This is a genomic window from Synechocystis sp. PCC 7339 (assembly GCF_019924095.1).
In the GTDB taxonomy this organism is placed as follows: domain Bacteria; phylum Cyanobacteriota; class Cyanobacteriia; order Cyanobacteriales; family Microcystaceae; genus Synechocystis.
Map to the genome: position 1 here is coordinate 2,360,201 of NZ_CP063659.1, position 21,649 is coordinate 2,381,849.

Here is a 21,649-nt window from a genome sequence, read left to right on the forward strand (position 1 = left end):
GTCATGGTTAAAGTTATCGGCCGTCGTTCCCTCGCAGTGCAAAAAGTATTTGATATTGGTCTCGCCCAAGACCACAATTTTTTCTTGAATAATGGGGCGATCGCTGCCAATTGCTTTAACAAATCCCATTCCACCGCCTACGCCTACGTTACCTACCAAACGGCTTATTTAAAGGCTAATTATCCGGTGGAGTACATGGCCGCCTTACTCACCGCCAGTAGTGACAGCCAGGACAAGGTGGAAAAATATCGGGAAAACTGTCAGAAATTAGGCATCACTGTTGAGCCGCCAGATATTAATCGCTCCCAGCGCCATTTCACTCCCCTAGGAGAATCCATTTTATTTGGACTTTCCGCTGTGAGAAATTTAGGGGAAGGGGCGATCGAGCAAATTATTACTGCCCGGGATAATTCCGAACAAAAACGCTTTAAATCCCTAGCGGATTTCTGCACTCAAGTGGATTTACGGGTCGTTAACCGTCGGGCGATCGAAACATTAATCATGGCTGGGGCATTCGATGGCGTTCAAACCAATCGTAACCAACTTCTCCATGATTTGGAATTGGTCATTGCCTGGGCCCAAAAACGGGCTAAGGAAAAAGAAACAGGACAATTAAATATTTTTGATAGTCTAACCGCAGGGGAATCGATTAAAGCTAAAGAAGCCTCTAATAACGGTTTTGAACAGGAACCTTCTGCTCCCCCAGTGGCGGAATTTTCTCTGCAAGAGAAGCTGCAATTAGAAAAAGAACATTTGGGCTTTTACGTATCTGAACATCCGCTCAAATCCGTACAAAGTTCTGCCCGATTACTATCTCCAATTAATTTAATTGATCTAGATCAGTATAAGGTACGTCAAAAAGTTAGTGCAGTGGCAATTTTGGTGGCAGTGAAAAAAATTATTACCAAAAAAAGTGGTCAGCCCATGGCTTTTTTAACCTTGGAAGATATGTCGGGACAATCAGAGGCAGTGGTGTTTCCGTCCAACTATGAACGCTTACAGGATGTATTAATAGAAGGCAGTCAACAAATGGTTTGGGGTAAAGTTGACCGCCGGGATGATCAATACCAGTTAATTGTGGAAGATTTAGAACCAGTGGAAGAGGTAAAAATGGTCATGTTGGATCTCACTCCCCAGGAAATTACCAACACCAGCACCCAAGCCCAACTGAAACAAATTTTGCAAAGCCATTCCCCCCAAAGGGAACAAATGAGAATACCAGTGGTGGCCTGCATCAATGAAGGGCCAACTAAACATTTCATTCGTTTTGGTGAAAACTACTGGGTAAATGATTACGGTGCTGCAGTGGCATCCCTACAGGAGTTGGGTTTCCGAGCCCGATTAGAACCATTGTTACCCCAAAGCCAGAGTGTCGGTTAGCATTAATTTCATGGCTAATTTAATTGAAAGTGAGATGAAATTACGGGCCGAATCTTTTTCCTATTAACTCGACTAAAGTTGATATTCCCCCATCTTGTTTTAATCGTTTAAGCTATTGCCATGGTCAAACAAAAAATCCCCGAGTTGGATGCACTCAGGGAATTGAAACAATGGGAAGCAAATCAGCAGTTTTATTGCGGCTGTCCGTTGTTTAGTTGTTTAACTTTGGGATTGGAGATCAGCTTGGGATTGGGCGTATTTTTGGGCCGCCATCAAATTAGCTAAAGCCGCTTCCAAATGGGGGCCAGCGTCAACTGCTACCCAACCATCGTTAGTCAAGTGTCGCCATTCAAAGTGTAAATGGGGCCCAGTGGAGAACCCAGTGCTACCAACTCGGCCGATCACTTCACCCCGAGCCACCTGTTGTCCGCTTTGTACAAAGGCTTCTGATAGGTGGGCATAACGGGATTCCTGGGTTCCATCTAAGTGGCGTAGGGTCACCATCAAACCATAGCCGCCGGACCATTGGGCCGCTTCCACTATGCCGTCATAGGCCGCGAGCACCGGAGTGCCCATGGGAGCACCGATGTCAGTGCCATTGTGCATACGCCCTTGGCCACTGATAGGGTGAATTCGCCAACCAAAGGCGGAGGTAATGGGATTAACACCGGCAACGGGGAACATCAGATCTGTGCCTTGGCCAGGCTGGCCCTGGGGAGAGTACAATCCCGTGGCCCTGCTATATTCCGGTAGCGGAGCTAGGGCAATTTGAATGCCCCGATTAGCCATGGGATCAAGACTGAAAACCTGATTAGATCCCACTGGTTGCCCGATCGCCAGGGAACTAATTTTGGGTTGAATATTGAGGGGATTGAGGGGAGCAACGGAGTTATTAGTGGGAGTCGTATTGCGGGCATTGATCCTCTGGCGACGGGGGGCGATCGCCGTGGGGGGATTAACCGGACTGGACTGCTGACGGGCCACGGGGGCGCGATTGGTGTTACTGCGATTGGCGGCGGGATAACGGGTGTTGAGGGGAGCCTGTTGCCCAGAGCGGGGAATGAACTCCACCTCCGTCCGAGTGGGCAAGTTGGGGGCCGCCGCAGTGCCCTGGGGAGCAGCGTCGATGTAACTATTCTTTTGCAAACCTTGACGTATCTGGGCCGGTTGGCTGGATACGGGGGCTGGGGGCAAAATGGTCGGTGCCGCCAGTTTGGGAGTTGCCGGTTTTGTGGCCGCCGGAGCGGGAGCCGGAGTAGATTTACTTTGCACCGGAGTTGGCGCCTTTACTGGGGTAGGGGGAGCGGCGGGAGTCGCAATGGGGGCTGAGCCTGAGCCCTCCACTTCCAAATTTCCCGTAGTGCTACCGGGTAAAGACCAGATCAAACCACCAAGGAGGATAAGACCACCTAGGGACAGGTTGTAGAGGCTGTAATCTCGGCTGGGCTTACTTTTTAGGTCTTTCACCTTCCATTGGGACTGCATTGTTCAGATCCTCACACACATACGGGTTGCAAAATACTCCCTCGATTGTAGAGGGTTGGGTTATAAATGCAAACCAGAACAGTCAGAACGAAAAATTGTCACTGTCTGGATCGCCACTAAATTTCATTCAACTTCATGCCCCGCCGAGGCGATCGCTGCCCGGATTAATTCCTCTGTCACCGCACTGGTGATGGTAACTTGCTTGCTGGCCACATCCACTTGCACCGTTGCTTGGGCATCCTCATTTTGCACAGCTTTAGTGACGGCGGCGGCACAGGCTTCACAAACTATGGTGGGTACAGTTAGTTGAATGGTCATAATTTAAAGTTATGGAAATTTGAATCAAGTATGGATTTAGTCAGGCTGGAGATAGCAGTCATTACCGAGAATCACTAGTAACGCTTCCTAGTTCCAGTGCAATGATAATGGACTCGGAATTATTGCGGCTCAACATACCCCTGATCTTGAAACCAATGCACTGCATCGGCCAAGGCTTGTTTAATGGAGGACTGGGGCAGACCCAATTCCCGCGCCGCTTTACCAGCATCGTAATACATCTCTTGGGCAGACATTTTAACCCCGTCCATGGGCACCGACGGCGATCGCCCCAGGGGAGCAAGAACTTTTTCTTCCACCCAGGCCACCGCTAGGGGTAGCCAAAGGGGTACTGTATTTTTGGGGGCCGGTAATCCGGTAATGGTGGATAGGTGGGCCAAAATTCCCTGGAGACTGATATTTTCGTGTCCCAGAATATATCGATCGCCCCTGGCAAGAGCAGTTTTTCCCTTTTGCCAAGCTAGGAGATGCCCCGCCGCCACATCCCGCACGTCAATTAAATTTAAACCAGTGTTAACGTAAGCTGGCATTTGTCGCCGCAGAAACCGCAAAATTATTTCCCCCGTGGGGGTAGGTTTAATATCCCAGGGGCCAATGGGGGTGCTGGGGTTAACAATGACAATATCCTGTCCCTGCTGGGCCGCCGCCAACGCCTCCTGTTCCGCCCAATATTTCGACTGTTTGTAAGCCCCAATTAATTTTTCCACCGGACTTTGATAGGTTTCGTCGGCGCTTTCTCCTGTTTCTTTAACTCCGATCGCCGCTACGGAACTGGTGTAGACAGTGCGCTCAATGCCTGCCTTCTGGGCACAGGCAAGGATGTTTCTGGTGCCTAACACATTGCTGTGATAAAGAGCCTCCCGGTCTTTTTGCCAAAGGGAATAGTGGGCGGCCACATGGAATAGGCCCCGACAGCCCTGCATTTGTCGATGGAGATCAGTATCATTCAAATCCCCCACCACCCAATCGATAGGTAAATTTTGTAAATTATCGGGACGACTGGAAGCCCGCACCAAAGCCCTTACTTGATAACCCTGGGCCAACAGATGCCGGACTAAATTGGCTCCAACAAAACCCGTGCCCCCAGTGACAAAAAAACAATCCGCCATAAGCTATCCAGTGACTGATCTGCCCATAATGCCATCAAACGTTAGCTTAAATTTCCCACTCCATTGATCGCCAAGACAACTTCTTACTATTTTTTCAACCCGCCCACTACGCAAAAATTGTCATTAAGCCATCAAATAGCAATGGTTTTCCGCTGAGTTAAAGCCATGGCTATGCCTTTTTCCACATAGGCCGCTTCGCCAATAAAGACAGGATAAACCGTTGAAGCCCCCTGATAGGGAGTGACATTACCTCGGCGATGGTAAAACAATGGTGTGCCTGGTTTAATCGCCTGGTAATCCCGGATATGGGGCGCAATTTCCGCCACAATTTGCCCCTGGGCATCCCTGGGGTAGTCGATGGTTTCTATTTGTTGATAGACGGTGCAATTATCCGCCGAACTCACATTACCGGATGTCAATGCCTGAATATAGGCCAAAATCCTGCTTAAAGTCCTTTGGGTTTTGGCGATCGCCGCCGGGTCATAAACTCCCTGGGGCACAGGGCCCAATTCGATGGTTAAGCCCAATTCACACAGACCACGAATATAGGGCAAATCCTTTTGGGGAGAGTATTGCAACACCCGAATTTCCTCGTCCTGGGCGCTGAGGTGGGCCGCTAGGTTGAGGAGTAGAGGATGGGGACAGTTTAGGATTAAAGTGGTGCCCATAGCCGCAGTGGTAGTGTGCAAATCCACAATAAAATCAATGCCCGCCAGGGAAATTTGATGGGCCAACTGCCGGGCCCGCAACTGCTCATAGCCCATCAGATAGGGGTTTTTGCGGTCTTGGGGCCGAAAACAACGGTTCAGATCCTGGTGAATATACCTACGATTAGCGGCGATCGCCCGGGGATTAGCCAAGAAATAATGACACTTCAATGCCGGAAAATACCGAGCAAAATCTTTCTGTTGCCACCGACGCACCACCTCCACCCCTGTTCGTTCATTACCATGCACCCCCCCCACAATGGCCAGGGAGCGAACTGCTGAATTTATCATTCCCCACTTAGTCCTATAAAAACTTAAGATCCAATAAAATGTCCTTATATTGTAACTTTGACTACTGTTCTAAAACAACAATATCGTTGTTTTTATCTATTTTTTAACAGTTTTTAACTCACCCTCCGCTGACCAAGCCAAATGTCGGCAATTATAGTGTGGATTTTTTGTAATATTTCCTTAGGTCACTGCCAGAATTAGGGACAATGGAGTTGCACCAAACAGGAGAAAAACACCTTGGCCCACACTTTCCTATTGGAGCCAGGCCGATGGCATCTAGCGGGCTTTTGGCTGGAGCGCGATCAACCCCCCCTAGAAATCAAGGGAGGTGCCCTCATAGCCTGGAATCAAGAAGATTGGTTTACTATGGTGACTAAGTTTAGCTTTCCCAGCGGTGGCCACCAAGATATATCCTGTCAATATCGGGGTCGCCTCAACGGTGGAGAGTCCCAATACACTTACGTTTTACAACACAGTCAACTAGGTAGGGTAGAAGGGGAAGGCTGGATCTCCAACCATGCCATTGTTCAGCGCTATTGGGTTCTAGGCGATCGTCAGCGGCAGAGTGGCTTTGAAACCTTTTACCGCTTCAGTGATCACCGTTATTATTTAGCTAGTGGAATGCTCACTGGCCACTACTTGACCAGTACAATGGAAGCCACCCTGGAAAGACAGGGCTGAGGCTAGAGAACCATACTGATCGCTTGTTGTTCGAAAATTAACATCACCGCTCGTCGCTGAGATATTTGCGCTATGACCCCTGACTCCCGTCACCGCCGCTTATTGGCCAATCGCTATCAACTGGTTGAGTTGGTGGGCAGTGGGGCCATGGGCCAAGTTTACCGAGCGGAAGATAAGCTCCTTGGGGGAGTAACCGTCGCAGTCAAATTCCTTTCCCAAGCCCTGCTCAACCCCCGCATGAAGGAACGGTTTGAACGGGAAGCTACTATTTCAGCCCTATTGGGGGAAAAGAGTATCCACATTGTGCGTGTGCGGGATTACGGCCTGGACGAAAAGGAGATCCCTTTCTATGTCATGGAGTACCTCCAGGGGGAAAATATCAGTGACGTAATTAAATACCGACCCCTCAAGGTGGAACGCTTTTTAAAAGTAGCTAGGCAAATTTGCTTTGGCCTGGATTGTGCCCATAAGGGAATTATTTACCAAGGGGAAGCCTGCCCCGTTGTCCACCGGGATATTAAACCCAGTAACGTACTCTTGGTGGAGGACCCGGCCCTGGGAGAACTGGTTAAAATTCTCGATTTTGGTATTGCCAAACTAGTACAGGCAGCGGAGGAATCGAAAACCCAGGCCTTCATGGGTACCCTCGCCTATTGTTCCCCAGAGCAAATGGAAGGCAAGGAATTGGACAGTCGTTCAGACATCTATAGTCTGGGGGTGATGATGTACGAAATGCTAACGGGGGAAATGCCCCTGTTCCCCGACAATTCTTCCTTTGGGGGTTGGTACGAAGCCCATCACCACACTAAGCCCCATCCTTTCTCCGCCCGTTATAAAATTCCCGCTTCCCTCGAAGCCTTGGTGATGAACTGCCTGGCAAAAAGCCCCAAGGGTCGTCCCCAGTCAGTGGATGTGATTATCCGGGCGATCGATGCCATTGAAACAGAAATTAAAGCTCCCCCCATTTCCGATACAGAGAAAACCCAGATTGCGCCCCATTTACTCAACAGTGACATGGAAGCAACGGTGGTAGCTCAACGGGGCCCAGGGACGGCCCCAGAAAAACGGTTGCCGCCGGTAAGTGAACTCTATAAACAATTGGACTGGCCCTCCGACAAACCAAAACAGAAAATTGTTTTTCCCTATGTGCTCAACGCGGCGGAAGGAAAATTAGCTAGTTTGTGGGTGATGTTGAACCAAGAGGATATCCTCACCCGTATGTCTAGCATCCGCTACAACCAATTTTTGTTGATGACGTCCCCCCATCCCATGGTGCTCTGGATTACGGTGCTCTACCATCGGGAATATGGGCCTCGTTGGTTGCCTTGTTATCTAGATTTAAAGACTAAATCGGGCCAAAGTTTTGCCCAAATGTTGGGGGAATCCGGCACCTACTGGTTGCTGTTTTTTGCCTTGGAAAATCCTACTCGCTGTCAGCATATGTTGACCGCCACCGTTGCTCCTAATCAGTGTAAGCTGCTCAAGGAGTGGGCCCAGTCTAGTCAATCCTTGCCCGGTGGTAAACCCCAGGTAACTAAACGCTTACTCAAACAGGAGTTGGACCGGCTTAAACCTAAAATTGAGGCGAAATTGTCCCAGGTTAAGCCATCCTTCAATAAGGAAGTGTCGGGATTGTAGGGCGATCACCAAAATTCTCCAAGGACGAGAATGGGACGGACTGAATCCCTCAAACCCTTTTCTTCTAGATGATAACGAGAGCCCAGGTCTCCTATGGCCAATGTCATACACAAACACAGGAAAACTGGGCGGGATCTGATTTACTTAGTTGACCAAAAACAATTCGGGCGCAAAAGCACTAATCATAATAATCTTGGCTAGAAACATTACCGATCGCCGCTTCATCTTGATTGATGCAACTGCTGTTGCGGGCAAAATTGCAGACCCTGGCCCAGAGCCGGGCCCTCGTTCCCGCTGGCCCAGAAGAAAAAACCACCTTAGAGCCATTTTCAATGGTGACGCCACATACAGGACAGGTTTCTGCGGGGAAAACACTCATGAGTATTTATTCCTAGTGAATGAATTAGAAGCTACGTTAGGAGATTTAACCAGAGTAGACCGTCACAAATGTTACTGTTTACCCGATTAATTTTAAGAAAATTTAAGTTATATTGACAAAAATGTCACTTTATATTTCAAAAGTGACAATCCATACGAGGTTATCTGGTTTGGCGCTGTCTACCAACTAGCACTGCGCCAGTTGCCGTTGTTGTTGTTAGTGGGCACCGTTTGTCCTTGGCCATTGCCGATGCGGAGGGGCGATTGCAACATCAGGGTCAAATCTCGGCTGGAAACGGTTAACAACTCCTCTGTGCCACCGCCAACAATGCCCGCAGTGGGTAAACCCCAACCGGCCAGGGCCCCCGCTGCCGCTCCCCCCAACACTTCCAGGGGCGTAATGCGACGATCACCAGTGGTGCCGGAAATGATCGTTGCCGTGCCAGCCCCAGCCAAGGTTCCCATAATCACATCAGAAGCACTCGCCCCCTTATTGACCGTTTGAAAACCTACTAATTCGCGGGAACGGGCATTGATGGGAATATACTCACCGGTATTGAGCACCAACTGTTGGGCCATAAATTGCATTGCATTGCCATTGGCGATCGGGCGGAACTGGCCAATAATTTCACTACCAGCGGGAATAACCGTAACACCGTCGGATTGACGGAGAGCCGTTGTGGTGCGGAGACTGACCGCCCTCGTTTCTCCCCTTTTTAAAGTGATCTGTCCTTGGTCAACCGCCACAGGAATCATCGTTTGGGCCGGCACTTCCACATTGTAAAGTTGGCCGATGTTATAGCCAGAACGAGGAGCGTAGGGATAGGGGTTATTCTCATTCCATCGCTTGGAATTTTGAGCGGCATTGCCACGGTTAGGACGGGGACGGGCTTCCACCGGACTAGCGAAACTAGTAACCAATCCCCCCATTAATAAAGCAGTGGTCAACAAAGCAGTGGAGCGACGGGCTTGCCAGTGCAGCTTAGGGAACGAAAAACTATTAAACATCCTAATTTCCTCACCTGATTGCGGATATGGGTTGTGGGAAAATCTTTCCCCACTGCATCCAGATTAGGTAAAGGAAAAAGGAATGTCAGTCCCCGTTAACATGGAAGTGTTTAGCCAAACATTTACCAATCAAGTGGAAAAAAAGGGAGCTCTCCGCCCAGGCAAACCCATCAACCACGCTTTTGTTTGACCTGCCCAATCGATAGGCGGCGGACATAGGTCATTTTTCCCATACGGCTGGCCACAGAGCGAACAATTTCAGCCCTAGTTTCCTGGTCAACCGTCAGCTTGTCCGGTACAGAATTTAATGATTTTTCCAGGTTGGCAATTTTTCGCTTGAGGGCAAGGTCATCGGGCAGACTAAAACAATCAGCAGTACAATCAAACATGATTAAAAAAAGACTTGAATGTCACTAACTACATCCAGTCTTTGCCATGGCCAGTTTTTCCACCAGAGAAACTATCACATTGACCAAGTGATTTAGGTCACAGACAAACCCCAGGGCCGTTGCCTAGATTAAATCCCATGGAATAATTTGCTCTGGCGATCGGAGTGGAAACCCATCCAGGTCTTAGAAAAAGTAGAGTTATGGCGGCGGTGGGGTTATTTAACCCATCAGTTAAGACAAATCAAACACTACTCCTACTTCATTGTAAAATAAACTTAACAAAGCTATTCCCTCCCACAGAAGCAAGTAACTGGGTATTAAGACAAGGGGAAAAGAAACCAAAAAAGCAAAGCCGATTCTGATTCCGTAGGCTGCGATCTTCTTTGTCTTGGCAGAAACTAAAAAACGAGAAAAGTTCGCACCGAACATCAATCACAGAATTTTAGCCCTAAAACATAAGCTGAACAGAAATTGTTGTCCTCTCTCCGCATCTAGGACAACCTGAGAATCCCCTGCAACATTACTTAACAAAAAAGCAGGAATAAAATTAACAAGATGTAACAGACATAAGCCCCATCAGCGTTGTATAAAGTTAACTGTGGGATTGCAAAAGCATTCAAGCCTAGGCGTTGAGCTGTTTGAGCATCCCGGTGGCCCTAATCGCTGCCTCCGTGTTCTCCCCTGGATTTATTTAGGTAAAATCTCTCATAAATCCCTGGGTGGTTAACGAAAGTTCATGGAGATCAGTAACAATAACTCCAGGGTCATTACTTTGAACTCCCTCCGTTTGTCCGGGGGAATTGTGTTTAAGAAAATCCCAACTCATAAAGTCAAGTAGGAGATTAATTCAATGTTCGACGTATTCACTCGGGTTGTTTCCCAAGCTGATGCTCGCGGCGAGTACCTGTCCGGTTCTCAAATTGATGCGTTAAGCGCCACCGTAGGCGAAGGTCTAAAGCGGATTGATGCTGTTAACCGTATGACCGGTAACGCTTCTGCTATCGTTTCCAACGCTGCTCGTGCTTTATTTGCCGAACAGCCCCAACTCATCCAACCCGGTGGAAACGCTTACACTCACCGTCGGATGGCTGCCTGTCTTCGTGACATGGAAATCATTCTCCGCTATGTTACCTACGCAACCTTCACCGGTGACGCTTCCGTACTCGAAGATCGTTGCTTGAACGGTCTCCGTGAAACCTATGTTGCCCTGGGTGTTCCCGGTGCTTCCGTAGCCGCTGGCGTTCAAAAAATGAAAGAAGCTGCTTTGGAAATCGTCAACGATCCCAACGGCATTACCCGTGGTGATTGCAGTGCCATCGTTGCTGAAGTAGCTGGTTACTTTGACCGTGCTGCCGCTGCCGTAGCCTAGTTTGGTTATTTTAAAAAACCAACTTTACTCAGGTTTTATTACCAGAGAAAATCCAGCACATCGCTGACATATCTAGGAAAATTTTCACATTTTTAACGGGAGATACCTGAACAATGAAAACCCCTTTAACCGAAGCCGTTGCTATCGCTGACTCTCAAGGTCGCTTCCTGAGCAGTACCGAATTACAGGTTGCCTTTGGTCGTCTTCGTCAAGCCAACTCCGGCCTCCAAGCCGCTAAAGCTCTGAGCGACAACGCCAAGAACCTCGTTAACGGCGCTGCCCAAGCTGTTTATAACAAATTCCCTTATACCACCCAAACCCAAGGCAACAACTTTGCTGCGGATCAACGCGGTAAAGACAAGTGTGCCCGGGACATCGGCTACTACCTCCGCATCGTTACCTACTGCTTGATTGCTGGTGGTACCGGTCCTTTGGATGAGTACTTAATCGCCGGTTTGGATGAAATCAACCGCACCTTCGACCTCTCCCCCAGCTGGTATGTTGAAGCTCTTAAGTACATCAAGGCTAATCATGGCTTGAGTGGCGATGCCCGTGACGAAGCCAATTCCTACCTCGATTACGCTATCAATGCTCTAAGCTAGTCAGTTTTCAATTCTAGCTGGCCTGGAAGGGTGGGGAAGTGTTAACAACTGGTTGACAATATTCCGCTTTTCCAGGTCTTGTCGTATTTATTGACACTCACCTAGGAGAACAAAATGACTAGTTTAGTTTCAGCCCAGCGCTTGGGCATTGTGGCGGTAGATGAAACTGTTCCCCTTGAGCTTCGTTCCCGCAGCACAGAGGAAGAGGTGAATGCCGTGATCTTGGCGGTTTACCGTCAAGTTTTGGGCAACGACCATATTATGTCCCAGGAACGATTGACCAGTGCAGAGTCTTTGCTCCGGGGCAGGGAAATTTCAGTAAGGGATTTAGTCCGAGCTGTTGCTCTGTCGGAAGTGTACCGGCAGAAGTTTTTCCATTCCAACCCACAAACCCGTTTCATTGAGCTTAATTATAAGCATTTATTGGGACGGGCTCCCTATGATCAGTCGGAGATTGCTTTCCACGCTGATCTCTATCACCAGGGAGGCTATGAGGCGGAGATCAATTCCTATATTGATTCCCCGGAATACACGGAAAGCTTTGGAGATTGGATTGTTCCCTATTTCCGCGGTTTTTCGACCCAACGAAACCAAAAAACCGTTGGTTTCAGCCGCTCTTTCCAGGTGTATCGGGGCTACGCCACTAGCGATCGTTCCCAGGGGAATGGTTCCCGTTCTCGATTGACGCGGGAGCTGGCTCGCAATACGGCTTCTCCGGTGTATTCCGGTTCGGCGGCCGAGAGCTTGCGGGGTGCTTCAGCGGGTAGTCGCAACCAAATGTATCGTTTGCAGGTGATTCAAGGGGCGGCCCCTGGTCGTGGTACCCGAGTGCGCCGAGGTAAAGCGGAGTATCTAGTTTCCTACGATAATTTGTCTGCCAAGTTGCAACAGATTAATCGCCAAGGAGATACGGTCACAATGATTTCCCTTGCCTAGAATCAGGATTTTTTGTCAACCTAGTTAGTAAAAGGAGATTATTTAGTGGCAATTACAACCGCAGCCTCCAGATTGGGGGTGGCTCCCTATAACGAGTCCCGCCCTGTGGAGTTACGGCCTGACTTTAGTCTTGATGACGCCAAAATGGTGATTCGGGCTGTATATCGTCAGGTTTTAGGCAATGATTACATCATGGATTCTGAGCGCCTCAAGGGTGCGGAGTCTCTTTTAACCAACGGCTCTATCAGTGTGCGGGAATTTGTCCGTACCGTGGCCAAGTCCGAACTTTATAAGAAGAAATTCCTTTATAACAACTTCCAAACCCGGGTCATCGAACTCAACTACAAGCATCTGTTGGGCCGTGCTCCTTTCAGTGAAGATGAGGTGATTTTCCACCTCGATCTCTATGAAAACCAGGGTTTCGATGCGGATATCGACTCTTACATTGATTCGGTCGAATATCAAGAAAACTTCGGGGAAAATATTGTTCCCTATTATCGTTTTAACAATCAGGTAGGCGATCGCACCGTGGGCTTTACCCGCATGTTTCGTCTCTACCGTGGTTATGCCAACAGTGACCGTTCTCAGTTAGAGCGCACCTCTACCCGTTTAGCAACGGAGTTGGGACAAAATACTGTTTCGGCGATCGTGGGCCCCAGTGGCAGTAATGCTGGTTGGGCTTATCGTCCCTCTCGGGCGGGCAACACCCCGGCCAAAGCGTTGGGCGGTACGGTTCCCTTTGGTCAAGCGAGCAAACTGTTCCGGGTGGAAATTACGGCTATTTCTGCACCTGGTTATCCCAAAGTGCGTCGTAGCAATAAGGCGGTGATTGTTCCCTTTGAGCAACTCAACCAAACCTTACAACAAATTAATCGTTTGGGGGGTAAGGTTGCTAGTATTACCCCGGCTAGCTTGAGCTAGATTTTTGTTTAGTTCAGGAGGAGAAGTGGCTTGACTTTATTTTCCCTCTGGGGAGTAACTTGGGGTCGCTTCTCTTTTTTGTTTTTGTAGATGATTTTGCAAATTAGCAAATTAAAAATTTAGTGTTTAGGAGTTTTTAGAATCGCCATGTTAGGTCAATCTTCTTTGGTGGGCTATTCCAATACCCAAGCGGCTAACCGTGTCTTTGTCTATGAAGTTAGTGGACTCCGCCAGACTGATGCCAGTGAAAACGTCAACCATGATATTCGTCGCAGTGGCAGTGTGTTTATTAAAGTTCCCTATGCCCGCATGAATGAGGAGATGCGCCGCATTTCCCGTTTAGGGGGAACTATTGTTAACATTCGCCCCTATCAAGCCGATAGCAACGAAGAAAATTAGGCTATTTTGTTAATTGCAATTTGGGCTGGGTATGCAATATTGTACCTAGTCAAAAGTTCTAACTAACAATGACTAATTCATTTTTCTGATTGAATTTCAGACTAGTCAGGTCAGTCCATTTGGTTCATTTTTAATAAAAATTTGTCAGCGGTGGTTTATCAATACCACCGTTTTTGTTTTGGTAAAGAATAGTTTTGGTACAGTGATGGGGTCAAAGATAATCTCGTTTGAGGAAATTCTGCAGGACAGGGGGAACTTTAACTTGACCAGTGCTGGGTTCGTAATAATTTTCTAAAATTGCCGCCATGGTGCGCCCGATCGCCAAACCGGAGCCGTTGAGAGTATGAACAAATTGGGTGCCTTTTTTGCTCTTTTCTCTGTAGCGGATGTTAGCTCGGCGGGCTTGGAAATCGTGGAAGTTGGAGCAACTGGAAATTTCTCGGTAGGTGTTGGCCGATGGCAGCCAGACTTCTAAGTCGTAGCACTTAGCCGCCCCAAAGCCGAGGTCGCCGGTGCATAGTTCCACCACTCGGTAGGGTAATTCTAAAGCTTGGAGAATGGCTTCTGCATCAGCTACTAGGGCTTGATGCTCGGCGGCGGACTCCTCTGGCTTCACTAATTTGACTAATTCAACTTTATTAAATTGATGGAGACGAATGAGCCCCTTAGTATCTCGACCATAACTACCGGCTTCCCGCCGAAAACAAGGAGTATAGGCACAATGTTTGACGGGCAGTTGTTCTAGGTCTAAAATTTCATCTCGATAAAGGTTAGTCACCGGCACTTCTGCGGTGGGAATGAGCCAGAGATCATCTTGCCGACATTGGAAACTTTCTTCGGCAAACTTGGGCAATTGCCCCGTTCCCAGCAGAGAATCGCTGTTAACCAAAATGGGGGGCATAATTTCCTGATAGCCTACCTCGATGTGTCGTTCTAGCATGAAGTTAATTAAGGCTCGCTCCAAGGCGGCCCCGGCTTTCATGAGGGAAATAAAACGACTCTGGGCTACTTTAACCCCCCGCTCACTGTCAATAATGCCTAATTTTTCGCCAATTTCCCAATGAGGTAAAATACCTTCTTTTTCCGTTCTTAGGTATTGATCTCCCCAATGTTTTACCTCCACGTTATCGGTTTCATTGGCTCCGATGGGGGTAGTTTCACAAGGTAAGTTTGGTAGTTCCAGCAACAGCTTTTGCAACTGCTCTTTGAGGTCTTTTTCCTGCGGTTCCAAATCCGCTAATTTAATTTTGATATTATTGCCTTCTTCCCGCAAAGTTTGAATTTCTGTGCCCTTGGGATCGGCTCCTTGGCCAATTTTTTGTCCAATTAATTTGCCAATCTCATTACTGCGACTTTGGAGCAGGGTTCGTTCACTTTCCTTGGTCTTTTGTTTAGCGGCGATCGCCAAAATTGGTTGGAGATCATAATCAGTGCCGCTTCCCCGTTGATTGAGACGATTTTGGATAGCGGTGGGATTTTCACGAATTTGCTTGAGGTCTAACACGAACCAACTCTACTTAAAATTCTGATTTTTTTAACTATTAACGGTCAACCCCATACAGTTTAAAACGTCGGGGCGGAATTCTAACCGGACTATTGACTGAGGGCTTTGAGAAAACGATTCAGGTTGGCCATGATGCCTCCCCGTTTAGGACTGGGGCCACTACTTTCTGAGCCGGGCTCCTGGGGATTGCTACTTTCCATTAGTAGGCGCTCTAGAGCTTCCCCCACGGGCTTTTCGGCTAACTCTGTTAAAAGTTCGTACTCTTCTCCCTTTTCCAGCAATACTTGCCATGGGGAAGGATGGGAACGCAACACCACTGCTCCTTCGAGGGGACGGAAATAGTAGGCACTGAATAGGGTGCTCAAAAACCGTTGCCGCAGTTGTCTGGCTGCATAGCCAATGCCAACAATGGACACATCTTCAAGTTGGGGAATGAGCAAAATCACCGGGCGATCGCCGGCCAATTCACAAAGTTTTTCCACGCTCTGAACTTCCACTGCAGAGGGGGACACCACCAAAAATACTTGGTCAGATTCAGCAATTTTGCGGTCGATGGGGGTGTAACGACTGCCCAAATCCCCGATCTGGAAAGGAACTTCGCCCCAGTCTCGTTTCGCTAGGGCCGCCGCCCCGGTATCGGGAAAAATAATCCGTAGCCCCAATCCTTGATCGGCAAACAATTGGCTAAATTCCAAGGCAATGGCCTGGGCTTGGAGGGCAATTTCCGGCACTGATAATTCCACCTGGATGCGGCGGTAACCGTCATCTAGGGCCCTTTGGGTGGCGGCGATTGCCTCGGTGATGGCCTCGTCAATGGTGGAGGGAACGGGGATGGACATGGTTAGGGGCAGTGATGGTTAGTGACTCGCAGGCTATTTTAGCGTTATCTGATCTTCCCCATCCTTTTCCATGACTTGGAGAGGTTGCCAGCCTGATCGCCAGAGCAAATCATCTTTAAGTTGTTGGGCATTGAGCCAAAAGCGGACTTTAGGATCACAACTAGCCACCATTTCGGCAAAAACCCACCGCCCTTCCTGCCGTCGATTGACCACTTGGAAGTGTCGCCAGCCCCAGGTTTTTTGTTGGGCTGTCCATTTGGAACCGAGGAGATGAGGAAATTTTTGCTTGTGGGTCATGGGTTCACAAAAAGCTGGAGGATAATTTTCACGGCGGTTTCCCCAACATATAATATGTACCTACGATATGCCCAGGCCATTGGGCTAATTCACCCCAGCCGGAAACTAAAAAGGCAATAATTGTTTCTTGTAGTGGGATGAAAACCTTACTTTTGACTGCTTTGGACTTTTCTCCGTTGGTGAATACAATGCTTCCCTTGAATCCGATCAATCCCAGTCAATCCTTGCCCTCAAAGCTCAACAGCGCAGTGTTACTAATCGCCATGGCCTGGGTGGGCTTGGGAACCCCGAAAGCATTGGCCCAAATTGGTAGTCCTGCCCCTGGTCAATTACAGCAATTTACGCCCCAAAATACTCCTTCAGTGCTGCCCCCGGAGAGTGAATATACCCTCGGCCCCGGCGATCGCCTCCGGGTTGATGTGCTGCAAGTGGAAGGGTTATCCGGGGAATATCAAGTTTTAGTGGATGGCACAGTGGGTTTTCCCCTCATTGGTACGGTCAGAGTGGCAGATCTCACCATCCCGGAGCTTAATCAACTTTTGGCTAATCAGTATGCAAAATACATTCGCCGCCCCCTAGTCACGGCCATTCTCACCAGTCCCCGTCCTCTCAACATTACCCTTTCTGGTGAAGTCAATTCCCCCGGAGCCTATGCCTTGGCGATCGAAGGTGGGCAGAAATTTCCCACCATGACCCAGGTAATTCAACAGGCCGGTGGTCTAACTCCCGTATCGGACATCAGTCGAGTACAACTGCGTCGACAAAAAGGTGATTACCAAGAAACCTACAGTATTAATTTGTGGGAACTGTTACGGGAAGGAAACTCCCGTCAGAATGTAACCCTGCGGGATGGGGATATTGTGGTTATTCCCAGCAAAACCGCTACAGATCCCAGGGAAGTGCGACAGTTGGCTGATGCAAATTTTGGGATTCGTTTTGAACAGGAAATCAATGTTGCTGTGATTGGGGAAATTTTTCGTCCTGGTTCGTACAAACTTTCCCCTGCCATTCGAGCTTCCAGTATCACTGAGGTGAGTGGTGACAACAGTAACAGAGCTGGCACCGGCAGCCGTGCCAACGTAGAAAATACTCAACCCGTACGTCTGACCCAAGCAATACAGGAGGCTGGAGGCATTAAATCCCAGGCCGACATTCGCAACGTCGAAGTACGGCGGGAAAATCGGGACGGTAATTTTGAGTTAATTGTGGTTAATCTCTGGGAACTGTTGGACGAAGGCAACTTAGACAAGGATGTTATCCTCCAAAATGGTGATGTCATCACTGTGCCCCAGGCCAAGGAACTTTCACCAGATGAATTTGAAGCCACTGCTACTGCTAACTTTTCACCTCGTTCCATCACTGTCAACGTTGTCGGGGAAGTACGACGGGGAGGTGCCATTCAGTTGCAACCCAATTCCACTTTAAACCAAGCAATTTTAGCCGCCGGTTCCTTCGATCCTATTCGGGCAGATAAGGCCAGTGTTGATCTGATTCGTTTAAATCCCGATGGTACAGTCACTAGGCTTAATATCGCCCCAGATTTTGGTCTCAATATTAGTTCTGACAGAAATCCAACTTTAAGAAATAATGACGTAGTTTTAGTCAATACCAGTGGTTTAACCCAAGCAACCGATACGCTCAGAGAATTATTTAGTCCTATTGGTGCGCTCCTAGGAGGAGGGGGGCTAAGCCTAATTAACTTAATTAACAATTAAACCTATATGTCTCTTTGATAACTATTAGTAAATAGATCAGTGGAATAGATTTATGACCTAGATTCATTTAGAGACTTTAGGAGTGAACTGTTCGAAGTCGAACAAAAATTGCAGACTAGAGTTAATTTTGACAGTAATATTGGGCAAATTTTTCTGGATATAATCGATGAACAACAACAAAACGATTGTAGAAATATCTCAGTCTCTGTTGGTGCTTCGTCCATTTCAATCTAGTTTAAAAGATAGCTTTTCTGCCATTTCAGGGCTGTTTTATCAGTTAATAAACATGCTTACTGACTCTGAAAATATAGTCTTTAAAAATTTTTATGCTAGGTTTAGATATTGCCTTAGTAAAATCAATTTAGATGAGCAGGATGTCAGTAACCTGGATGCTTTTCGCCGGTTTATCCGCAGAGGTTTTTCTGAAAAAGTCAATCAAGTGGCAATTGACCAAGGGATTTTATTGATCCAAAGACTGTGTTTAAAGGTGATCGAAAATCCTGAATTGCTAGAATTTGCTATTGAGAACAATCAATATGATAATCAATATTTCACAACCCTTTTCCAGGCAAGGCGATCGCCCCAGCCAAAATACCTAAAACTTTTATACACTGGGCATCATCAGAGTAAATCCCGACGAGCTTTTCGCCTGTACGGCTTTAGCTTAGATGATCTTCAAACAAGCATTATCCTGGAGTGTGATTGGTTTAAGGCCCCCCACTTATTTTATTTAACAGATTTATTAAACGAAGATACATTAATCGCTTGTCACAATTTAGTGCCAGTAGCTGAAAATAAATACCAAGCTAATTCAGAATCACTAATTGTTATTGAACCAGACTTTCTTATGGACGCCAGTGGCATCAGTGAATGTTTTGGTAACAGAAACACGAGTAGTGATATTTTTTGGCTCAGTAAATTAGTGGGAGAATTAGCTGGGGCTCCAGCTTTTAAGGGGACTATTGTTGGTTACTATCTGGATGAATTAGTCAGAAATGAACAGATTGATGTTGCTAAAATTTTTACAGATTATAAGAAATCAGATGCTTTAAGATGTGCCTATCTTGGGGAAAAAGAAATGGTCGACATTCAAACATCCATCATCCAAGAACATCTTCCCAACATTATTAATTTAGTCAAGAGATTACATCAAGAAAAGCTGCGTATTTGGATTGAACCAACTTTCTTTTCACAGCATTATGGTTTGCAAGGAAGATTAGATTTATTGACTATCAATTCAAAGAGATTTAAGGATATTATTGAACTTAAAAGTGGTAGCGCTCCCTATCCGGGCAGAGAATGGAAAAATCATAAAATGCAAGTGGTGGCCTATAACATGATGCTGGAAAGCACCTATGGCAATTATGTAGGTAACAAGGAAATATTTTACTCAAAATCAGACCAACCCCGTAGAAATATCGTCAGTGAATCCCGGGAAAAAAATGAATTGATTAAAATCAGGAATAAAATTGTTGGCAAAATTTACCAATTAGCTAACGGCGATTTTACCAGCTTAAATAAACTTAAAACTAATGGAGCTGGGGCATTACCAGAGTATAATCAACGACGTTTAAACCGTTTTCAACAATGCTATCAGCCCGGTAGATTAACCACAAATTATTATCAACAATTAATTTCCTTTACTCTCAAGGAATTAATTAACAGTAAAACATCAGATTTTCAACAGTCGGAATTAGAAAATAAGCATCAATCATCCACAGGATTTGCTAGTTTGTGGTTGGACAATTTTAATACCAAACAAAGTAACTATCGACTACTTTATGGTCTCAGAGTAATGGAAGTTGACAAGCGGAAGAGTTATCTTTCTCTGGCTATGACCCAGGCTGATATAGACCATTCATTTCGAGTCGGTGACATGGTAATTATCTACCCTAAAATAGACGGGGATTATGAACCTTTAAAGCAACATATTTTTAAGGGGTCAATTAAAGTTATTAATCAAGAACAAATTCTAGTTTCTTTATTTAATAAGCAAACTGATTATTCGTTTATTGAAAAGTATGAGTTTTGGGCTTTAGAGCCAGATATTTTTGAGCGCAATTATTGGAGTAGTATAGCTTGCTTGTTAGAAGTGTTAGTTTGCTCCATGGAGAAAAAACAACTGCTTTTAGGGCACTTAGAACCGCAAACATTATCGATAAATTATCAAGAAAACGATTTTTTGACTAGCAATCAAAATCAAATTATTTGTCAAGCCCTCGAAGCTAAGCATTATTATTTACTCCAAGGACCACCTGGTACAGGAAAAACTAGTATATTTTTAGTTAACTATGTACAAAATTTATTGAAGTTAGACAAGAAAAATATTTTTATCCTAGCTTTTACCAACAAAGCTGTAGAACAAATATGTAAGGCCATTAAACATCCACGCCATGGGGAATCAATAGATTACGTCCGTTTAGGCAATAAAACCGTAGTTGATGAAAATTTATTCACTAAAAAATTAACTGGTAATAATGCAGATCAATGGCGAGAATTACTGCAGGCAAGCCGGATTTTTGTTACTACTGTTTCAACTTTTAAGGATAAGTATTTATTACTCAGAGAATTTGTTGGTGAATTTGATCAGCTAATCGTTGATGAAGCTTCCCAACTAACAGAGGCTGATGTGGCAGGGATAGTGGCATTATTCAACAAGTTTGTTCTAATTGGCGATCAAAAACAATTACCAGCAGTGATTACTCAAGGGGATGGGGATTGCCTGGTAAAAACGAAAGAATTTTCTCGTTACAACATAAATTTTGCAGATCTGAGAGTGTCTTTGTTTGAAAGATTAATTACCAATGCCAAAAATAAAAAATGGAACCATTGCTACGGTCAGTTAACTGAACATTACCGTATGCATAGAGATATTACTTTGTTAATTGCTCATCATTATGATCGCCGGTTGCTGGAACAACGGGAGCAACAGAGGGAAACGGAGCCAAAACATAAAAATTATGAGAATTATCTATTAAAAGAATTAAGTAAGAGCAGAACTATTTTTGTGGAAACACCGTCCGAAATTGGTCTGCAACGGAAGAATACTGACGAAGCTATCATTGCGGCTGCAATTGTTAAAACTTACTGGGATAATAATCTTTTTCCTGCGGAGGAAATTGGTGTAATTGCTCCTTTTCGAGCTCAAGTGGCAGAAATCAATCAACAGCTAGAAAAAATTCTGGGTAATGCTGATTTACCCATTGTTGTTGATACGGTGGAGAGATTCCAGGGGGATGAACGGGAATTAATTATTTTTTCCACCACCATTTCCTGGTCTAAGCAAGTGACAAATATTCAAAGTATTGCCGACCACGATCGCCAAAACACAGACCGTAAATTACTAGTTAGTATTTCCCGGGCTAAAAGCAAACTAATTATTTTAGGCAACTCATCTCAATTGCAATTTGCCTCTGCCTATAGGGAACTAATTAAACACATTGAGCAAACCAACGGAATGATTGATCTGGCAATAGGGCAGAGAATATTAACCTGCTTCGGCTCAGATTCTTAGCATAGGGACGAAGCGAAGTTGGGGAAGTTCAGTCCAGGGTGTCCTTACGGTGAGACCTCGATTAAGTTTTGCGACTATTTCTCCCTATCCCTCCATAAAAGGTTCCCAAACTTGCTATAAGAGGATCTAGAGTCCAGTCCAGTGGCGATTG

At 46.4% G+C, this 21,649-nt stretch carries 20 protein-coding genes; 10 read left to right on the forward strand and 10 right to left on the reverse strand.

Going from position 1 to position 21,649, the window contains the following annotated elements:
* The first annotated feature begins 3 nt into the window (after positions 1–3).
* Positions 4–1,380: an OB-fold nucleic acid binding domain-containing protein gene (locus IQE94_RS11245; RefSeq protein WP_223341956.1), complete on the forward strand. Its 1,377-nt coding sequence runs from the start codon at positions 4–6 to the stop codon at positions 1,378–1,380.
* A gap of 219 nt (positions 1,381–1,599) precedes the next feature.
* Here the strand turns inward: IQE94_RS11245 and IQE94_RS11250 are convergent, their stop codons facing one another.
* The 4 genes from IQE94_RS11250 to IQE94_RS11265 all read right to left on the reverse strand — a co-directional run bounded on the left by IQE94_RS11250 (position 1,600) and on the right by IQE94_RS11265 (position 5,308).
* Positions 1,600–2,865: a M23 family metallopeptidase gene (locus tag IQE94_RS11250; RefSeq protein ID WP_223341959.1), complete on the reverse strand. Its 1,266-nt coding sequence runs from the start codon at positions 2,863–2,865 to the stop codon at positions 1,600–1,602.
* Between the two features lie 123 nt (positions 2,866–2,988).
* The gene (locus IQE94_RS11255; protein WP_194014822.1) at positions 2,989–3,183 is read right to left on the reverse strand and encodes a heavy-metal-associated domain-containing protein; all 195 of its coding nucleotides are present in this window, start codon (positions 3,181–3,183) and stop codon (positions 2,989–2,991) included.
* Positions 3,184–3,302: 119 nt separating this feature from the next.
* Positions 3,303–4,310: a hopanoid-associated sugar epimerase gene (hpnA, locus tag IQE94_RS11260; protein ID WP_223341960.1), complete on the reverse strand. Its 1,008-nt coding sequence runs from the start codon at positions 4,308–4,310 to the stop codon at positions 3,303–3,305.
* Positions 4,311–4,441: 131 nt separating this feature from the next.
* A complete protein-coding gene (locus IQE94_RS11265; RefSeq protein ID WP_223341961.1) occupies positions 4,442–5,308 on the reverse strand; it encodes an aspartoacylase in 867 nt (288 codons plus the stop codon).
* Between the two features lie 237 nt (positions 5,309–5,545).
* Here IQE94_RS11265 and IQE94_RS11270 point away from each other — a divergent pair, with 237 nt between their 5' ends.
* Positions 5,546–5,989 carry a hypothetical protein gene (locus IQE94_RS11270; protein ID WP_212718371.1) on the forward strand — a complete coding sequence of 148 codons (444 nt, stop codon included), beginning with the start codon at positions 5,546–5,548 and terminating at the stop codon, positions 5,987–5,989.
* Between the two features lie 72 nt (positions 5,990–6,061).
* Positions 6,062–7,627 carry a serine/threonine-protein kinase gene (locus IQE94_RS11275; RefSeq protein WP_212718373.1) on the forward strand — a complete coding sequence of 522 codons (1,566 nt, stop codon included), beginning with the start codon at positions 6,062–6,064 and terminating at the stop codon, positions 7,625–7,627.
* A gap of 178 nt (positions 7,628–7,805) precedes the next feature.
* Here IQE94_RS11275 and IQE94_RS11280 read toward each other — a convergent pair whose 3' ends face one another.
* The 3 genes from IQE94_RS11280 to IQE94_RS11290 all read right to left on the reverse strand — a co-directional run bounded on the left by IQE94_RS11280 (position 7,806) and on the right by IQE94_RS11290 (position 9,402).
* The gene (locus IQE94_RS11280) at positions 7,806–8,006 is read right to left on the reverse strand and encodes a hypothetical protein (protein ID WP_194014832.1); all 201 of its coding nucleotides are present in this window, start codon (positions 8,004–8,006) and stop codon (positions 7,806–7,808) included.
* 179 nt (positions 8,007–8,185) lie between these two features.
* Entirely contained in the window at positions 8,186–9,013 is an 828-nt protein-coding gene (locus IQE94_RS11285; RefSeq protein WP_212718375.1) for a hypothetical protein, read from the reverse strand.
* A gap of 170 nt (positions 9,014–9,183) precedes the next feature.
* Positions 9,184–9,402: a hypothetical protein gene (locus tag IQE94_RS11290; RefSeq protein WP_212718377.1), complete on the reverse strand. Its 219-nt coding sequence runs from the start codon at positions 9,400–9,402 to the stop codon at positions 9,184–9,186.
* Positions 9,403–10,252: 850 nt separating this feature from the next.
* Here IQE94_RS11290 and IQE94_RS11295 point away from each other — a divergent pair.
* The 5 genes from IQE94_RS11295 (at position 10,253) to IQE94_RS11315 (ending at position 13,629) form a co-directional block, all read left to right on the forward strand.
* Positions 10,253–10,771 carry a phycocyanin subunit beta gene (locus IQE94_RS11295; RefSeq protein WP_194014837.1) on the forward strand — a complete coding sequence of 173 codons (519 nt, stop codon included), beginning with the start codon at positions 10,253–10,255 and terminating at the stop codon, positions 10,769–10,771.
* A gap of 113 nt (positions 10,772–10,884) precedes the next feature.
* The gene (cpcA, locus tag IQE94_RS11300; RefSeq protein WP_194014839.1) at positions 10,885–11,373 is read left to right on the forward strand and encodes a phycocyanin subunit alpha; all 489 of its coding nucleotides are present in this window, start codon (positions 10,885–10,887) and stop codon (positions 11,371–11,373) included.
* 114 nt (positions 11,374–11,487) lie between these two features.
* On the forward strand, positions 11,488–12,309 hold the full coding sequence (locus IQE94_RS11305) for a phycobilisome linker polypeptide (protein WP_212718379.1): 822 nt from the start codon (positions 11,488–11,490) through the stop codon (positions 12,307–12,309).
* Positions 12,310–12,354: 45 nt separating this feature from the next.
* Positions 12,355–13,230: a phycobilisome linker polypeptide gene (locus IQE94_RS11310; RefSeq protein ID WP_194014843.1), complete on the forward strand. Its 876-nt coding sequence runs from the start codon at positions 12,355–12,357 to the stop codon at positions 13,228–13,230.
* A 147-nt stretch (positions 13,231–13,377) separates the two neighbouring features.
* Complete coding sequence (locus IQE94_RS11315; protein WP_194014845.1) at positions 13,378–13,629, forward strand: phycobilisome linker polypeptide; 252 nt, start codon at positions 13,378–13,380, stop codon at positions 13,627–13,629.
* Positions 13,630–13,840: 211 nt separating this feature from the next.
* Here IQE94_RS11315 and serS read toward each other — a convergent pair whose 3' ends face one another.
* The 3 genes from serS to IQE94_RS11330 all read right to left on the reverse strand — a co-directional run bounded on the left by serS (position 13,841) and on the right by IQE94_RS11330 (position 16,269).
* Positions 13,841–15,133, reverse strand: coding sequence for a serine--tRNA ligase (gene serS / locus IQE94_RS11320; RefSeq protein ID WP_212718381.1), 1,293 nt, complete (start codon positions 15,131–15,133; stop codon positions 13,841–13,843).
* A gap of 89 nt (positions 15,134–15,222) precedes the next feature.
* On the reverse strand, positions 15,223–15,972 hold the full coding sequence (locus IQE94_RS11325; protein ID WP_212718383.1) for a DUF1995 family protein: 750 nt from the start codon (positions 15,970–15,972) through the stop codon (positions 15,223–15,225).
* 33 nt (positions 15,973–16,005) lie between these two features.
* Positions 16,006–16,269, reverse strand: coding sequence for a TIGR02450 family Trp-rich protein (locus IQE94_RS11330; protein WP_212718385.1), 264 nt, complete (start codon positions 16,267–16,269; stop codon positions 16,006–16,008).
* Positions 16,270–16,406: 137 nt separating this feature from the next.
* Between IQE94_RS11330 and IQE94_RS11335 the strand changes: the two genes are divergently transcribed.
* Together IQE94_RS11335 and IQE94_RS11340 are read left to right on the forward strand one after the other, a co-directional pair.
* Positions 16,407–17,984 carry a polysaccharide biosynthesis/export family protein gene (locus tag IQE94_RS11335; RefSeq protein ID WP_223341963.1) on the forward strand — a complete coding sequence of 526 codons (1,578 nt, stop codon included), beginning with the start codon at positions 16,407–16,409 and terminating at the stop codon, positions 17,982–17,984.
* A 166-nt stretch (positions 17,985–18,150) separates the two neighbouring features.
* The gene (locus IQE94_RS11340; RefSeq protein ID WP_223341965.1) at positions 18,151–21,498 is read left to right on the forward strand and encodes an ATP-dependent helicase; all 3,348 of its coding nucleotides are present in this window, start codon (positions 18,151–18,153) and stop codon (positions 21,496–21,498) included.
* The last annotated feature ends 151 nt before the right edge of the window (positions 21,499–21,649 follow it).

Coding starts and splice junctions, on each gene's coding strand:
- IQE94_RS11250 (WP_223341959.1), bottom strand. CDS start 2,865: ATGCAGTCCCAATGGAAGGTGAAAGACCTAAAAAGTAAGCCCAGCCGA.
- IQE94_RS11315 (WP_194014845.1), top strand. CDS start 13,378: ATGTTAGGTCAATCTTCTTTGGTGGGCTATTCCAATACCCAAGCGGCT.
- IQE94_RS11330 (WP_212718385.1), bottom strand. CDS start 16,269: ATGACCCACAAGCAAAAATTTCCTCATCTCCTCGGTTCCAAATGGACA.
- IQE94_RS11290 (WP_212718377.1), bottom strand. CDS start 9,402: ATGTTTGATTGTACTGCTGATTGTTTTAGTCTGCCCGATGACCTTGCC.
- IQE94_RS11245 (WP_223341956.1), top strand. CDS start 4: ATGGTTAAAGTTATCGGCCGTCGTTCCCTCGCAGTGCAAAAAGTATTT.
- cpcA (WP_194014839.1), top strand. CDS start 10,885: ATGAAAACCCCTTTAACCGAAGCCGTTGCTATCGCTGACTCTCAAGGT.
- IQE94_RS11295 (WP_194014837.1), top strand. CDS start 10,253: ATGTTCGACGTATTCACTCGGGTTGTTTCCCAAGCTGATGCTCGCGGC.
- IQE94_RS11340 (WP_223341965.1), top strand. CDS start 18,151: ATGAACAACAACAAAACGATTGTAGAAATATCTCAGTCTCTGTTGGTG.
- IQE94_RS11275 (WP_212718373.1), top strand. CDS start 6,062: ATGACCCCTGACTCCCGTCACCGCCGCTTATTGGCCAATCGCTATCAA.
- IQE94_RS11335 (WP_223341963.1), top strand. CDS start 16,407: ATGAAAACCTTACTTTTGACTGCTTTGGACTTTTCTCCGTTGGTGAAT.
- IQE94_RS11325 (WP_212718383.1), bottom strand. CDS start 15,972: ATGTCCATCCCCGTTCCCTCCACCATTGACGAGGCCATCACCGAGGCA.
- IQE94_RS11285 (WP_212718375.1), bottom strand. CDS start 9,013: ATGTTTAATAGTTTTTCGTTCCCTAAGCTGCACTGGCAAGCCCGTCGC.
- IQE94_RS11265 (WP_223341961.1), bottom strand. CDS start 5,308: ATGATAAATTCAGCAGTTCGCTCCCTGGCCATTGTGGGGGGGGTGCAT.
- IQE94_RS11280 (WP_194014832.1), bottom strand. CDS start 8,006: ATGAGTGTTTTCCCCGCAGAAACCTGTCCTGTATGTGGCGTCACCATT.
- IQE94_RS11305 (WP_212718379.1), top strand. CDS start 11,488: ATGACTAGTTTAGTTTCAGCCCAGCGCTTGGGCATTGTGGCGGTAGAT.
- hpnA (WP_223341960.1), bottom strand. CDS start 4,310: ATGGCGGATTGTTTTTTTGTCACTGGGGGCACGGGTTTTGTTGGAGCC.
- IQE94_RS11255 (WP_194014822.1), bottom strand. CDS start 3,183: ATGACCATTCAACTAACTGTACCCACCATAGTTTGTGAAGCCTGTGCC.